Genomic DNA, 14,991 nt, shown 5'->3' on the forward strand with positions numbered 1-14,991 from the left:
ATATTCATACTATACATTAGTTATGGAATTTTCTAAAAATATATTCAAAAGTATTGACAATAAAAATGATAATGATTATCATTGTCATATAAAGAAAATAAACCTCCTCTTCAAATGCAAGTAGAGCAGGGTAAGTATAGCTACTTTTCTCCAAAAATTAGCTATTCATCATATTTCTAAACCCCCCTCAAAAGTTTAGAAATTTGTATCAAGACTGTGGCGATAAGATTTCATCCATCTTATCGTTTTTCTTTTGTCAAAATCCCTTCTTGATATGATATCTAATCCTTTTTGAAAATAATTTTTAAAAAGAAAAGAAGAAACAACGATTCGAGTAGTTTTCCGAATGGTCGTTTCTTCTTTTCTTTAAATATCATCAGCTTATGAATTCAGCAATTAAGCTTGTTGTTCAAACAATTGAACAATTTCTATAATGACTTCAGTTGCTTTCACCATTGTTTCAGCTGAAACATATTCGTATTTACCATGCATATTTTCGCCACCAGCGAAGATATTAGGAGTTGGTAGTCCCATATATGAAAGTTGAGATCCATCAGTACCACCACGAATAGGTAAAATTAAAGGTTTGATATCTAGATTTTCCATCGCCTTTTGTGCTATGTCAACAATTTCTTTCACAGGTAGAATTTTTTCGGCCATATTATAGTATTGATCGTGGATATCTACTGTAATGGCATCTTCGCCGTATTCAGCTTTGACTGCTTTTTCGGCTTCTTTCATCAATGCTTTCTTTTCTTCGAAAGCTTCACGGTCATGATCACGAATAATATAAGAAAGAGTTGTATTTTCAACTGTACCATTGAAGTTCATAAGATGTATGAAACCTTCATGATCTTCAGTTGCTTCAGGTATTGTATCTTTTGGCATCATTTCTTGGAATTTGATAGCCATTGTAATAGAATTGACCATTTTCCCTTTTGCTGAACCAGGATGTACATTTGTACCACGTGTAGTTACTTTAGCAGCAGCGGCATTAAAGCTTTCATATTGAAGCTCTCCAAGTGGGCCACCATCCATTGTATATGCATAATCTGCATTATAACGTTCTACATCAAATTTATGAGGACCGCGTCCGATTTCTTCGTCAGGTGTAAATCCTACACGAATGGTACCATGTTTTACTTCAGGATGTTGTATCAAGTATTCCATTGCAGTCATAATTTCTACGATACCTGCTTTATCATCAGCCCCAAGTAAAGTAGTGCCATCTGTAGTGATCAATGTTTGACCAATATAGTTTACTAATTCAGGTGAGTTTTTAGGTGATAATACAACTTCTGAATTTAGTTGAATATCTCCACCATCATAATTGTCATGACGTTGTGGATTAACGTTTGTACCTGTATAGTCGGTCGCTGTATCGACATGAGCTAAGAAACCGATTGTTGGAATTTCTTTATCAGAATTTGAAGGTAATGTTGCAAATAAGTAACCATTTTCATCTACAGAAATTTCCTGCATACCAATTTCTTTTAATTCATTTTCTAACAAATGGAGTAAATCCCATTGTTTTTCAGTAGAAGGTGTCGTTTGGCTATCTTCGTTAGATTGTGTATCAATTTTTGTATAGCGAACTAATCGTTCAATCACTGTTTCTTTCATTAGTTTGAATCCTCCTTATATTTGAAGCATTGTCATAATTCTAACACTTTCTTTCGGACTACGGAATAATTTAGTAAGCTTAAAGTGAATAAAAGTTGGGCTCCATAGTAACTTGTCATAATAAGGACATGGGACATAGGAATATCAGTTATAAACTTATTGATAGCTAATATAGAGTCAGAGAAAATAAAGGAAAGAGCACCAATTATAAGTAATGGTGAGTAAGATTGTATAGCGGACCAGCCCATTGTTAAAATGACTGCAATATAGAAGCAAACTGCTACGCTAAGTATATAATTCCCTGATTTAAATAAATTACCCGCAATCCATGCTACCATCATCAAACCGTAAGCCAATAAAAAAATAGCAATATATACATTTATTGCTTTCTTTTTCACCTTGAAAAATGCGACAATGTAGCAGATATGACCGACTAAAAAGCAGGATAGGCCCAGTAAAAACCAGTGTAATGTGGCATCGCCAAGCATACAAAAGATTAATCCAAAAAGAAGCCACTTTGAAAATGCTGGGTTGTTCGAATTACGCTTCAAAAAGACGAAAAGTATCATCAAGATCATCGGTATGATTTTGAATGTAATTTTCAACAAGAATGGTTCATCAGGTATTAAGAAAATATAAATAAGAGAAAAGAAGATAACAAGTATAATAAGATTTAACCTTGTCATGAATCCACCTCCTTTACGTGATTTTCTATATATTGATACCTCAAATAATTCGAAACAAAATTCCAAAGAAATTTCTAAGAAACTTTCTATGAAGTCATTCGTATTTTAATATGAGAAAGGATGAATAACTATGACTACTACTTTACTTATGTCTGCCATTATTGCTGTAATAGCAGCAGTGCTAATCATGCCAATAACTAGTAGAACTGCTGATGGTGAGTTTAAGACAAAGTTTAAGATGCAATTTGGAATTGCGATTTTTATTTTAGCCTTCATCATCACAGTAATTGTTTTTTATGTTACAAAAATCGATCAAAACTGGACAATTTTATGGCCAGTACTATTTATTATTTCATTGATAGGTGCATTATTATCAAACCAGCTTGAAAGAAAAATAAAAGGGATTATTGCTTTTGCAAGCTTACTATTTGTTGTATACCTAATTTCAGCACCTTTTTTCAATGCAAACCAAAAATATCAATCTGCTGAGATGACAAAAAAGGTAGAGATTGAAGCATTCGATGACACAAAAACACCTGCAAGTGTTCCACCAAAGTTTGCACGAAACAAAATGAAAAAAGCCTTTAGCCAAGTACCAAATACAAGTTACTATGAACTAGGTAACCTGCAGATTCAAAAAGTAAATGGTGAATATGTTTATATTGCTCCAGTGGAATTCTCTGATTTCTTTAAATGGATGAAAGGAAAAGAATCTCCAGGATATTTAACAATGAGTGCAACAAACTCATCGGATAATCCTAAGTTTGTAAAATCTCCAATGGTTTACACAACTTCTGCTTACTTAAATAACAATGTGGAACGTCATATGCGCTTAGCTAATACTAAAGAAATCTTCTATGGTGACGCACAATTAGAAGTTAATGACGATGGTAAACCATTTTATATCCGTACTTATGGTGAGTTTATATCAGGTCGTAATGGTTTTGATCCTAAAGGAATTGTGATGATTGATGCTAAAACGGGCAAGTCTCAAACCTATGCATTAAAGGATGTCCCTGAATTTATCGACGGTGCGATTTCTCCAGAAGCTGTAAGTAGACAAAATGAGTATTTTGGTAAATATGTGCATGGTTACTGGAATAGCTTATTTGGTAAAAAGGATGTAAAACTCCCATCAGATGAAGGAACTGAAGCTAATGTTAGTCCAGTATTTGATGAAAATGGAACCATGTATTACTTTACAGATTTCACTAGTCCTAAAGAAGGCGTGGACTCAATGCTCGGCTACTCTTTGACAAATGCACGTACAGGTCAAGCAACATACTATTCAGGTAACAAAGATGAAGCCTATATGGATTCGCAAGGGGCAATTCAAATTATTGAGAAAAAATTCATCGAGAAAAAATGGCAAGCTTCTATGCCAATTATCTACAATTTCTATGGTGAAGCAAGTTGGCTAGTTCCAGTACTTGATTCCAATGGATTCTTACAAAATTATTCCATTGTATCAGCAGCAAACCCAGAACTTTCAGTATCAGCAGCTACACCGAACGAAGCGCTGAGACAATATAAAACAGTGATTAATCGCTCGGGAAGTAGTTCTTTAAATAGTAGTTCTTCAAGTGAAGAAAAAATAGCTAAAGGAAAAGTAATCCGAGTTTATAAAGAGAAAAACGGTGATTATACGACAATTTCTTTCTTATTAGATAACAAAGAAAATTATATTGTCAGCTCCGAATTAGCACCTCTTGCAGTATATTTAAAAGAGGGCGACCAAGTGGAAGTAAAATATGTAAATTCAACAGATGTTTTCTTACCAGTTAAAGAAATGACGATTCAAGGTATAGAAGAGTAGATTTACAAGGATACAATTTGTTGTCAAAAAGGGCCAATGGAAGGATACTTACCATTGGCCTTTTTTTCTTAAAAGAATACTATTTCCAAGTAAAACCTTTTTTAGCTAAGAAGTCTTTGATAAAAGGACGGCGTTGTTCGATAAGAAAATCAGCCATTTGTTTTGTCCAATTAGCCATCTTCTTGTTAGAAGAACGACTTGCATAATATGTTTCTAATGTTGCGTCATATTCATCTAATAGTTGATCATACTTTTCTACATCATAATTATTTTCATGCAGTATAGCATTTAAAGGTAAACGTGGTTTTGTTTCGTTACGTTTCGTAGGTTTACCAATTGTCATAGCAAATAACGGGAAGACATAGTCTGGTAAATTAAATAATTCGCTAATTGCTTCTGGTTGATTTCGCGCCCCACCAATATAGCAAATTCCATAACCTTCTGCCTCTGCTGCAATAACGAAGTTTTGCGCAAATAAGGATACATCTGCTACACCGGCAAGGACATTTTCAGCCGAATCCGCTACAATTTCAACACCTTGCTTTTTACCAGCAATTTGTAAACGTTTGAAATCTACGCAAAATAGAAAAGCTGCGCCAGCTGTTTGGAATTGAAACGCATTGTTTGATAGTTCGCCAAGTTTTTGTTGTTTATCTTCATCCGTTACCCAGATAACACTATAAGCTTGGATAAAGTGTGAAGTTGCTGCCATTTGAGCAGTTTCGATTAAATCATACACGACTTCTTTAGGGATTTTTTCACCAGTATATTTTCTTACAGATGTATGACTACGTAATAGATCTTTGACCACTAAATGTCACTCCTTTATAGTAGGTATCATTTTCACTATACGGGATTTTATAGAAAGTTACTACTGAAACAAATGGCGAAGAGGTTTTAATACTCTTCGCCATTTCACTAATTGTAAGTTTTAAAGCAAACCAATCCATTTCCAGTAGGTTGCACTAAATATTAAAATGAGCAAATACCCTGCAATAGTAATTGGGATACCTGATTTTAAGAAATCTTTGACAGTAAAGGCTCCGGTACCGTAAGCAAGCATATTTTGAGGTGCACTTACAGGTAGTAAGAAGCCAAAACTAATAACAAACTGTTGGATGATTACAAATCCTACATTATTAATATTAAAATCAATAGTTGTTGTTAGTGCAATAAAAATTGGAATTAATGCTGAAGATAGACTGGTTGCACTTGCGAAACCAAGGTGAATTAGAATATTAAATAATGACACTAAAGCAATTGTTGCTAAAATTGGCATATGTTCTAAGCCGAGTGAACCGAATACTTTAGTAGAAAGCCATTGAGCACCTTGTGTATCAAGTAATATTGTACCGAGTGAGATACCTACTGCAAATACAATAATAGTACCCCATGGAATAAGACCTTCTACTTGTTTCCAATCAAAGACACCAATTTTGGGGGCTAATAATACTGCGATAGCAATAATTGTAACAGTTGTCGTATCAAATGGGTGTAGCTTTCCTTCAGTAGCCCAGAAGAATAATAAAATTAAAGAAATAATAATTAGACGAATTTCAGCGGATTTGACAGGTCCTAGTTCTTTTAACTGGGATTCAATCAATTCTTTGCCGCCTTCAATTTTTTGAGTTTCAGGTTTAATCAGATTAATCATTACAAAGAATAGCACGATGGACATAATAATTGAGAATGGTGCTGCGTATATAAACCATTGGCTCCAGGAAATATCCGTATTAAATTCTTTATTGATAAAACTCAATGCGACCATATTTTGCGCAGCAGCTGTCTTAATGCCAACATTCCAAATAGATACAGCTTGTACAGAAGTTATGACTAATAATGCAGCTAGTTTACTATCTTTTGGTAGGCCGAATGCAGCGACCATACCTAGTAAGATGGGCACAACTGCTCCTGCCCGAGCTGTGGCACTTGGTACGAAAAATGCTAATATAATCGAAACGATGATTGCTCCAAATACGATATTTTTAGTTTTTGTACCGACCAGGGATAAAATCCATAAGGCAAGTCGCTTATGTAAATTTGTTGCTTGCATGGCAGCAGCTAAGAAAAGAGCAGCAGCCACTAATGCGACGGCAGAATTGCTAAAACCACCTAAAGCCATTTTCAAAGCATTAGCTGTACCATACTCTAGTGAAGGATCTTCAAGAGTGGGTGCTAATCCGATTGATATTCCAGTAATTGCTATAATCATGGCTGCACTTACTGGATAAGAAACAGCTTCTGTAACCCATAAAATAACGGCAAATCCAAGAATTGCTAAACTCCTTTGACCAGCTACGGGTAAATTTCCGCTGTTTGGCCAAAATGTCATGATTATTAATACAGCAAAAGCAAGTCCTATCCATAGAGGTTTTAAATTCTTTTTCTTTTTAACTTCCTCCATAATTATCATTCCTTTCCTTTATCTCCATTATAAGGCTGTGCTTATTGATATAATGTGCATATATATGTCGAAAAAAGGAAAATTTATGAAATACTTTATTTGTAAAGTACACGTTTATCTTATGAAGTAAGATTAAAAAGATAGGAAAATATTGTACTAGTGATTCTTACAAAAAATATAATACAAGAAATAAATCCCTTTCAAAATGATTAATTATTCAGAAAGTTGTTGACTTTTATTCTATTTATCTTCTATACTTACCTCAACAAGATGGAATAAAAAAATAACCTTTATCAAGAGCGGCGGAGGGATAGGCCCTGCGATGCCCAGCAACCAGTAAGTTTATGAATACTTGCTACGGTGCTAATTCCTACAGATTCTAAGCGAGTCTGAAAGATAAGGGGAGGAAATGCTAATCAACCCTCTTCTTACGTGAAGAAGGGTTTTTATTTTTTATAAGCATTGGAATAATGACTTTATAAAAACCCTTTAACACACCTCCGTTTTCCATCTAAAAAATTTTTAGGAGGAATTTAAAATGACAGAATTACGTAAAGAGACTTTAGCAGTTCATGGTGGTCAAACACCAGATCCAACAACAGGAGCTATTGCAGTACCTGTATACCGAACAACTGCATATAAATTCAAAGATTCTGAACATGCACGTAAATTATTTGCATTAGAAGAACCAGGCAATATCTATTCTCGTATTATGAACCCTACTGTAGATGTATTTGAAAAACGAATTGCATTACTTGAGGGAGGTACAGCAGCAGTTGCTTTATCTTCAGGGATGGCAGCTATCGCATTTTCAATATTGAACATCGCACGTGCAGGTGATCATATTGTATCCGCATCTAGTATTTATGGAGGAACTTATAATCTATTTGCGAACACGTTACCTCGTTATGGTATTACAACAACATTTGTCAACGAAAAAAATAATGATGAGTTTGAAGCAGCTATTCAAGATAATACAAAAGCTATCTATGCTGAAACCATTGGAAACCCAAGTCTTTCAATCGTAGATATTGAAGCATTAGCAAAAATTGCACACAAACATGAAATTCCATTAATCATTGATAATACATTTGCTTCACCTGTAGGTTGCAATCCAATTGAATTTGGTGCAGATGTTGTTGTTCACTCTGCAACAAAATGGATAGGCGGTCATGGTACAACTATTGCTGGGGTAGTAGTAGATGCCGGTAAATTTGATTGGACACGTGGTAAATTCCCTGATTATACAGAGCCAGATGAATCTTATCATGGTTTACGTTACGGTGTTGATACAGCAAATGCAGCATTTGCAACTCGTTTACGCGTTCAATTATTACGAGATTTTGGACCAACACTTAGCCCTGACGCTGCGTTTAATTTACTCCAAGGATTAGAAACTTTACATTTAAGAGTTCCATATCATAATGAAAATGCAAGAAAAGTGGCAGAATATCTTCGTCAAAATGACCAAGTAGAATGGGTGCATTACAATGGATTTGATGATAGCGAATTTGCTGCAAATGCTAAAAAATACTTGAAAAATGGTTTTGGATCTGTCCTTACTTTTGGTATTAAAGGTGGACGAAGTGCTGGTCGTCAGCTTATTGATAACATTGAATTATTCTGCCACGTGGCGAATGTTGGGGATGCTCGTTCTCTAATCATTCATCCTGCTTCTACAACACACCAACAATTAAGTCCAGAAGAATTGAAAAAATCTGGTGTTCCGGAAGAATTAGTTCGTCTGTCAATTGGTTTAGAAGCTGCGGAAGATATAATAGAAGCACTAGAGGCCGCATTTGCGAAAGTCGGTAAACCTGAAGAGGCAAAATAAAACTGGATTCGGGAAGCAAAAGTTTAAAGAGTGATGCGTTAAACACGTTCACTCTTTTTCTCTTATATAAATTGGCTTTTTAAAAATAATCTAAAAATTCGATAAAATCAATGATGTAAGCGGTTTTCATGACCTCTCAGAAAAAACAATTGTCCTTCTCAGAAAGATTTTTCTTGTAATCTGTCCGTATGTGAGCTAAAATCAACTTTAAGTTCAGTATTTAAAGATTTCTTTACATGTATAGGTCACATGTTAATGATAGATAAATCACAAATTGAATGCGTATGAAGTGAACATATGTATTTCACAATATAAAGAAGAGAAATTTGGAGGCGAATGATATGACAACAGTGAAGGTAGCGATTCTTGGTTTCGGTACAGTTGGTCAAGGTATTTTTCGTATAGTAAATGAAAAACGAAAGCAATTCAAAGATACTTTAGGAGTAGATATTGAGATTGTTAAAATTCTTGTAAGTAATGTGAATAAGCCGCGTTCACATGCTCCAAAAGAATTATTAACAGATAAATTTGAGGATATCTTAGCAATTCCAGATTTAGAAGTGGTTTTTGAGGCAATTGTTGGAGAAGAGCCAGCTTATAGATATTTATCAAAGGCGATTGAAAAAGGATGCAATATTATTACTGCGAACAAAGTAATGTTTTCTAAATTCGGTTTAGCTTTACAAGAGAAAGCGAAAAAATACGGCGTTCAAGTTGGTTATGAAGCGACTGTAGCTGGTGGAGTACCAGTTATTAAGACAATGCAAAATATCCTTCGGGTGAACGAAGTAAGTCATATTCAAGGGATTTTAAACGGCACTTCAAACTATATCCTTACTCAAATGCGCAGTGAAGGATTACCATTCGATGAAGCGTTACAAGATGCACAACGTTTAGGCTATGCAGAAGCTGACCCATATAATGATATCTCGGGTCAAGATCCATTCCGCAAACTTATGATTTTAAGTGCATTAGCATTTGGTGAACAACCTAATTGGGATGATGTAGATATTGTAGGTATTACGGAAATAACAGCTGAACAAGTTGAGGAAGCAAAAGAAAAAGGTTTGCGTTACAGACATGTTGGAGATGTTCGTCGTGATGAGACAACTGGTGAAATTATTGCAACAGTAGGACTTCAATTAGTAGGACCAGAACATCCGTTATATAATATTGAAGGTGTTAATAATGCAGTTGCGTTTGATACAAACTATATTGGTACACTTACACTTGTAGGTCCAGGTGCAGGTATGTTCCCTACAGCGAGTGTAATGGTGGAAGATTATGCAGACATGTTAGTGAAATCACCAGCAACAGTTACAATTTAAGTTATTAACTCGTTGTATCATTATTCATAAATCTAATCTACATATATTGTGGGGAATAGCGAATAACGGCTACGAGGTTAAGTAATAACAAAGCCACGGAAATTTTACAATCAGTAAAATTTTCGTGGCTTTTCATTTTAAAGGTCATTTAAACCAATCCTATATTAAATTAGTCTTCGTCTTTAATATCAATATCTTCAGGAATCGGCGTATTTTTCCATATCTCAATTTCTTCCTTAATCTGTTGAAGCTGCTCGAAGTAACGATCAAATTGATCACTACTGATTAAAAACTGTTCACCATCATGAACAGAACGAATGCGGCCTTCCAACACATAACGCATTACTTGATATTCAGGCATAGAGATATCCTTTGCTGTTTCTGCAACCGTTTTGTACATAATGTTAGGCCCCCTTGGCCTTATTATAATAGAAGAAAATAGTAACCTCAACTTTCTGAATATATGATAAATTGGAGAAGGTAGAATAATTATGGAAAAATTTAAAATTTAATTTTAGGAAAAGGGACTACAAGTGTACAGTTTCAGTTTGTACTATACATATTTGTCTAATCAGCTGTAATCCTTTCTGAAAGTAGGTACTATGCAAACATTTTTAACAGAAGATAAAATCTTAAGAATTTCTTCATTTTTATGATGACTACTTTTTAAGATTTAGTTTGTAAAATAAATTTTATAAAGAAAAACAACGGAATGAGGTGTTAAATTTGAAGCCTTATACAATTTTAGTAACAGATGATGACCAAGATATACGGGATGGTATTGAAATCTATTTGAAAAATGACGGATACAACGTATTAAAGGCAGCAAATGGTTTAGAAGCACTTGAATTATTAATGGAGCATGAAGTACATTTAATCATTTTAGATATTATGATGCCGAAACTTGATGGAATTCAAACAACATTTAAGATACGAGAAGAACGTAATATTCCAATCATTATGCTTAGTGCCAAGGTTGAAGATACAGACAAAATCCATGGACTATCAGTTGGAGCAGATGACTATGTAACAAAGCCTTTCCATCCATTAGAACTTTTAGCGCGTGTAAAGTCGCAATTGCGACGTTATGTTAAATTGGGAACCTACAACAATGATCAGCAAGGAAAAGTCATTGTAGGAGGCTTGGCGTTAGATACTAATGCAAAAGAAGTCTTATTAGATGGTGAACCGATCAAGTTAACGAAGATAGAATATAACATTACAGAATTATTGTTAACAAATGCCGGACGGGTTTTCTCTATTCCAGATATTTATGAACGCGTATGGAATGAGCCAGCTTACAATGCTGAAAATATAGTTGCGGTACATATCCGTAAAATTAGAGAGAAAATCGAGGTAGATCCTAAAAATCCGAGATATTTAAAGGTGGTATGGGGAATTGGTTACAAAATTGAAAAAGCATAGTACGCTCATTTGGTCACTTATTGCATTAGTCATTGCAATTTGTAGTCTATTATATTGTTTAACGTTTATTTTCCATTTCATCGATTTTAACTTTAGTAGAACATTTGGGCAGCTTACACGTGTGATTGGAGGAGTATAATATGAGAAAATTTCAAAATACCGTCTTACTTTCTCTAATCTGTATGATATTAATCAGTGTATATACGCTATTAGAGTACGGTCATCAATATTTGATGAAAAACTTTTTTGAATCTGAATTTTTTCAATCTGAATATCAAAATTTTACAGACCAATTAGGCCCTCTCGTATTAAATCCTTTAGATGCTGATGAGGCAAAAAGTAATATTAAGGTATCAGATAAAGAGATAGAGGAATATCGCAATTATAATGGCACTTTAAGTGAACAAATTACAAATATTAACGAGCAATATCAAGATAAAATTGATGAAGCGAAAGATTCAAAGGTTACCTCAGTAAAAAATGCATTAATCAAAGATAGGGATAAGAAGATTCAAGATATTACAAAAAACTTTGAAGATGATGATTATGTCCGAGATAAAATTATTAAAATAAAAGAAAAGAAAATTGATAGGTATGTGAGTGATTTAGAAAATCGGAAACAAGATTTTTTAAAACAATATGATTATTTCACCTATAAACTAAAAGAGGTGTCAACAGGGGACACCTTTAGTGTTGGGAACTTAAAGAATACAGCTATATATATAAAAAAATACGATGGACAAAAGAAAATATTAAAAACAGAAACAATTAGTACTGAAGATTCTATTGATGATGAAAATTGGAATGCAGCAGAAAGTGATTCTCCGGATATATCGTATGATATTACAAATACTGCACAAAGAAATTTTCATCAATATTTAGGTGAAATTCATGTTGATAAAAATGCGTTTTTAAATTCAAGCTCGTATCAGGAATATAAGAATTTTAAATTTCGTCAAATAGTATTAGGAATAATATGGGTTTTAGGGTTACTATCGATTATCGTATTGTTTTGGATCAAACCATTTCATGTTGAAAAAAACGGCAACCATTTTTTACTACGTACGATAAGAAGATGGCCGATTGATGTTCGTGCGCTATGCTTATTTATCACAGGAAACGTAATCATTATTGAAATATCCGGGTTGTTGAGTCGTTTTATTAATATACCCCTTTTTGGGGGAAGTCTTTCCAACTTAATCGAATTCGTATTGGGTACAATCATTTTTTATTTATTAGTATGGTTTGTAGTTATGCAATTGCTGCTAATAATCGAGGATATGAATACAGAAGAAAAACGATTAAAAGCATATCGAAGTTCTTTTACACTACATGTCATAGATGATTTAAAAAATTTATTTTTATCGATGAGCATAGGTTTACAAGCGATTGCGCTATTAATAATTGTTTTTTTATCGGGAGTTGGAATTGTTGGCGCAATGACTGCATTTGATTTAATGCCGCTTTATCTCATATTATTCTTCACGATTGCCTTACCAGCTATGATTGTCTTTTTAAGAAGAGTAAGTTATTTAAACAAAATTATGAAGCAAACAGAAGAAATGGTTGAAGGTCGTCTAAATAGTGAGATTAAAGTTAGAGGTAAATCCGCTTTTGGTAAACATGCAAGCCATTTAAATCGTTTACGTGAAGGGGTTCGAACTTCTATAACAGAGCAAGCGAAAAGTGAACGTTTAAAAACAGAACTGATTACAAATGTTAGTCATGATTTAAGAACACCTCTTACCTCAATCATTACCTATACAGATTTGTTAAAAAATCCTGAATTGACGGAGGATGAGCGTAATAGTTATATTGCCATTTTAGATAAGAAATCGCAGCGCTTAAAAACGTTGATAGAAGATTTGTTTGAAGTATCGAAAATGGCATCTGGTAATCTTGAATTACAAAAGGAAAAAGTAAACTTAAATCAATTATTGCAACAAGCACTTGGTGAATTAGAAGAGGATATGGAAAAAGCTGATATGACATTTCGCGTTCATATAACTGATGAGCCATTGATGGCTTATGTAGATGGTCAAAAATGGTGGAGAGTTTTGGATAATCTCATTATTAATGCTTTGAAATATACTATGGAAGGAACAAGAGTATATATTTCATTAGATAGAGTTGAGCAAAATGCTCAATTTGTCATCAAGAACATTACAAAATATGAACTCGGCAATCAAAATGTAGAGGAATTATACGAGCGCTTTAAACGTGCTGATACATCACGTCATACTGAAGGTTCAGGCTTAGGTTTAGCTATCACACAATCAATCGTAGATTTGCATCATGGTAGTATGGAGATTACAGTAGACGGAGATTTGTTTAAAGTTGTTGTAAATGTACCATTAGTTAGTTAGAAGAGGGCTATCAGTAGCTAAGTTTTCTATTATAAATTACCGAATGTAGGGGCTATTCAATTATGGATAAGCCCCTTCATTTTACGATAAATCTTCCCATGCTTTTATATTTTTCATCGCATACATAGCTTCAGTAGCTTTTTGATAATATTCAGTAGCCTTTTTATATTCTTCTCGTTTGCTTAATAATGAGCCAGCTAAAATGGCGTATTTATGAACATTTTTATAATTTTGAGTATTATTAAAGAAATCAATTGCTTCTGCAAAAAGGGCTTCATCAAAATCACTTAATTGATGGAGCATTTTATAAATGTGAAAATGGTAAACGTATTCTTGTGCTTCTTTCTCAATCTTGTGATCCTTGATAAGATTGAGGCCTTTATGACACCACGTTTCTACACTTGTGGTGCTGTTAAGTTTTGAATATTCCTTTACCATGGAATGGATGGTAATAAGTATTCGAAGAGGACATTTTTTGACGGCTAAGCTTTTTCTATAATAAGAAATCGCACCCCTTGAATCGCCTTCTAATGCATAAATATATCCTAGATTTTGATAGATAACACCATAGTTCTTTTTTAGATTATTTTCAGCACATATATTGTAGCAGTTATCGAAAATGTCTAATGCGTAATGATAATGTCCATTTTGAATATGTGATAGACCTATTCGTATATAACAATTCACCATTTGTTGGGGATATTTTAGTTCTGTAAATAATTTCAGAGCTTGTTCTGCATATTCAATCGCATTTAATGTTCGATGAAGTTTATGGTAAACAGTACTAAGAAAGTAATAATAATCTGCTTTTTCTCCCACGGAAAGTTGGATTTTTGAAATTAATAATCCGGCCTTTTCAAGGTATGTTAATGCAGATTGATATTGTTTTGTATTAATGCAGTATAGAGAATAGTTTTCATAATAGAAAAATTTCTGCCGATCGTTTAGACTTTCTTCCATTGTTTTAAAGGCATTGAGTAACGAAACGGCATTTTCCATTTCCATAGGTTCATCAATCATTAAATACAGTCGCAGTAATCTCAAATTAAATGTATAGAAGTTTTCAATATTACTAAATTCTAGATTCATGGATTTAAAATAATCTAGTAGCTTTTTTATTTGTATTTGGTCATTGTTCATAATTGCATTTTTTATTAATGGATAATTTTCCTTTAAAAACTGTTCCTCATCGATATCGATGTAATGTTCTAAGTTGATTTGCAAACGGTTGATGAGTGCATGTTTCACTTCATCTTGAGGAATTTGCTTACCGCTTTCTATTTTGCTTAGGTAAGAGGTGGAACAAATATCTTTGGCTAATTCCTTTTGTGTGATCTTTTGCTTAATGCGTTCCTTTTTTATTATATTTCCAATGTTTTTCATAAGTAGATTTAACCCTCTTAACGTCTGTCCTTTTTTAGAATTATTTCATGATTCTAAACTAATTGTAATCGGCTGAAAGGTTTATTTTACTTAGTAAATTTACATTTTTGTGAATTATCTGGGAGT

Annotated in this window: 12 protein-coding genes and 1 riboswitch; of the genes, 6 read left to right on the forward strand and 6 right to left on the reverse strand. The window is 33.6% G+C overall.

The window, feature by feature from the left end:
- Window positions 1-396: 396 nt before the first annotated feature.
- Window positions 397-1,623, reverse strand: a complete 1,227-nt coding sequence (gene pepT / locus D1606_RS10415; protein ID WP_119415952.1) for a peptidase T — start codon at window positions 1,621-1,623, stop codon at window positions 397-399.
- Window positions 1,624-1,655: 32 nt separating this feature from the next.
- Window positions 1,656-2,309, reverse strand: a complete 654-nt coding sequence (locus tag D1606_RS10420) for a lysoplasmalogenase (RefSeq protein WP_233548074.1) — start codon at window positions 2,307-2,309, stop codon at window positions 1,656-1,658.
- A gap of 130 nt (window positions 2,310-2,439) precedes the next feature.
- Between D1606_RS10420 and D1606_RS10425 the strand changes: the two genes are divergently transcribed.
- Window positions 2,440-4,125, forward strand: coding sequence for a hypothetical protein (locus D1606_RS10425; RefSeq protein WP_119415953.1), 1,686 nt, complete (start codon window positions 2,440-2,442; stop codon window positions 4,123-4,125).
- Window positions 4,126-4,204: 79 nt separating this feature from the next.
- Here D1606_RS10425 and D1606_RS10430 read toward each other — a convergent pair whose 3' ends face one another.
- Window positions 4,205-4,936 (reverse strand): NADPH-dependent oxidoreductase, encoded by a 732-nt coding sequence (locus D1606_RS10430; protein ID WP_119415954.1) that lies wholly within the window; start codon window positions 4,934-4,936, stop codon window positions 4,205-4,207.
- A gap of 120 nt (window positions 4,937-5,056) precedes the next feature.
- The gene (locus D1606_RS10435) at window positions 5,057-6,529 is read right to left on the reverse strand and encodes a DASS family sodium-coupled anion symporter (RefSeq protein WP_119415964.1); all 1,473 of its coding nucleotides are present in this window, start codon (window positions 6,527-6,529) and stop codon (window positions 5,057-5,059) included.
- A gap of 287 nt (window positions 6,530-6,816) precedes the next feature.
- Window positions 6,817-6,932, forward strand: a riboswitch (SAM riboswitch).
- Between the two features lie 135 nt (window positions 6,933-7,067).
- Between D1606_RS10435 and D1606_RS10440 the strand changes: the two genes are divergently transcribed.
- Together D1606_RS10440 and D1606_RS10445 are read left to right on the forward strand one after the other, a co-directional pair.
- Window positions 7,068-8,363, forward strand: coding sequence for an O-acetylhomoserine aminocarboxypropyltransferase/cysteine synthase family protein (locus tag D1606_RS10440; RefSeq protein ID WP_119415955.1), 1,296 nt, complete (start codon window positions 7,068-7,070; stop codon window positions 8,361-8,363).
- Between the two features lie 341 nt (window positions 8,364-8,704).
- A complete protein-coding gene (locus D1606_RS10445; RefSeq protein ID WP_119415956.1) occupies window positions 8,705-9,691 on the forward strand; it encodes a homoserine dehydrogenase in 987 nt (328 codons plus the stop codon).
- A gap of 169 nt (window positions 9,692-9,860) precedes the next feature.
- Here D1606_RS10445 and D1606_RS10450 read toward each other — a convergent pair whose 3' ends face one another.
- Entirely contained in the window at window positions 9,861-10,091 is a 231-nt protein-coding gene (locus D1606_RS10450) for a MerR family transcriptional regulator (protein WP_119415957.1), read from the reverse strand.
- A 326-nt stretch (window positions 10,092-10,417) separates the two neighbouring features.
- Between D1606_RS10450 and D1606_RS10455 the strand changes: the two genes are divergently transcribed.
- From D1606_RS10455 to D1606_RS10460, 3 genes are read left to right on the forward strand one after another with little or no spacing between them, the layout of a single operon-like run.
- Window positions 10,418-11,116: a response regulator transcription factor gene (locus D1606_RS10455; RefSeq protein WP_119415958.1), complete on the forward strand. Its 699-nt coding sequence runs from the start codon at window positions 10,418-10,420 to the stop codon at window positions 11,114-11,116.
- Entirely contained in the window at window positions 11,091-11,255 is a 165-nt protein-coding gene (locus D1606_RS18750) for a hypothetical protein (RefSeq protein ID WP_158582358.1), read from the forward strand. The genes D1606_RS10455 and D1606_RS18750 overlap by 26 nt, the downstream gene beginning before the upstream one ends.
- Window position 11,256: 1 nt before the next feature.
- Complete coding sequence (locus D1606_RS10460; RefSeq protein ID WP_119415959.1) at window positions 11,257-13,482, forward strand: sensor histidine kinase; 2,226 nt, start codon at window positions 11,257-11,259, stop codon at window positions 13,480-13,482.
- A gap of 81 nt (window positions 13,483-13,563) precedes the next feature.
- Here D1606_RS10460 and D1606_RS10465 read toward each other — a convergent pair whose 3' ends face one another.
- The gene (locus tag D1606_RS10465) at window positions 13,564-14,865 is read right to left on the reverse strand and encodes a helix-turn-helix domain-containing protein (RefSeq protein ID WP_119415960.1); all 1,302 of its coding nucleotides are present in this window, start codon (window positions 14,863-14,865) and stop codon (window positions 13,564-13,566) included.
- Window positions 14,866-14,991: the final 126 nt, after the last annotated feature.

The sequence above is a fragment of the Rummeliibacillus sp. POC4 genome, from assembly GCF_003576525.1.
GTDB lineage: Bacteria > Bacillota > Bacilli > Bacillales_A > Planococcaceae > Rummeliibacillus.

What these genes read in the sequence shown, in the direction of transcription:
- D1606_RS10420 (WP_233548074.1), bottom strand. Translation starts at nt 2,309, where the DNA reads ATGACAAGGTTAAATCTTATTATACTTGTTATCTTCTTTTCTCTTATT.
- D1606_RS10440 (WP_119415955.1), top strand. Translation starts at nt 7,068, where the DNA reads ATGACAGAATTACGTAAAGAGACTTTAGCAGTTCATGGTGGTCAAACA.
- pepT (WP_119415952.1), bottom strand. Translation starts at nt 1,623, where the DNA reads ATGAAAGAAACAGTGATTGAACGATTAGTTCGCTATACAAAAATTGAT.
- D1606_RS10460 (WP_119415959.1), top strand. Translation starts at nt 11,257, where the DNA reads ATGAGAAAATTTCAAAATACCGTCTTACTTTCTCTAATCTGTATGATA.
- D1606_RS10435 (WP_119415964.1), bottom strand. Translation starts at nt 6,529, where the DNA reads ATGGAGGAAGTTAAAAAGAAAAAGAATTTAAAACCTCTATGGATAGGA.
- D1606_RS10465 (WP_119415960.1), bottom strand. Translation starts at nt 14,865, where the DNA reads ATGAAAAACATTGGAAATATAATAAAAAAGGAACGCATTAAGCAAAAG.
- D1606_RS10445 (WP_119415956.1), top strand. Translation starts at nt 8,705, where the DNA reads ATGACAACAGTGAAGGTAGCGATTCTTGGTTTCGGTACAGTTGGTCAA.
- D1606_RS10450 (WP_119415957.1), bottom strand. Translation starts at nt 10,091, where the DNA reads ATGTACAAAACGGTTGCAGAAACAGCAAAGGATATCTCTATGCCTGAA.
- D1606_RS10425 (WP_119415953.1), top strand. Translation starts at nt 2,440, where the DNA reads ATGACTACTACTTTACTTATGTCTGCCATTATTGCTGTAATAGCAGCA.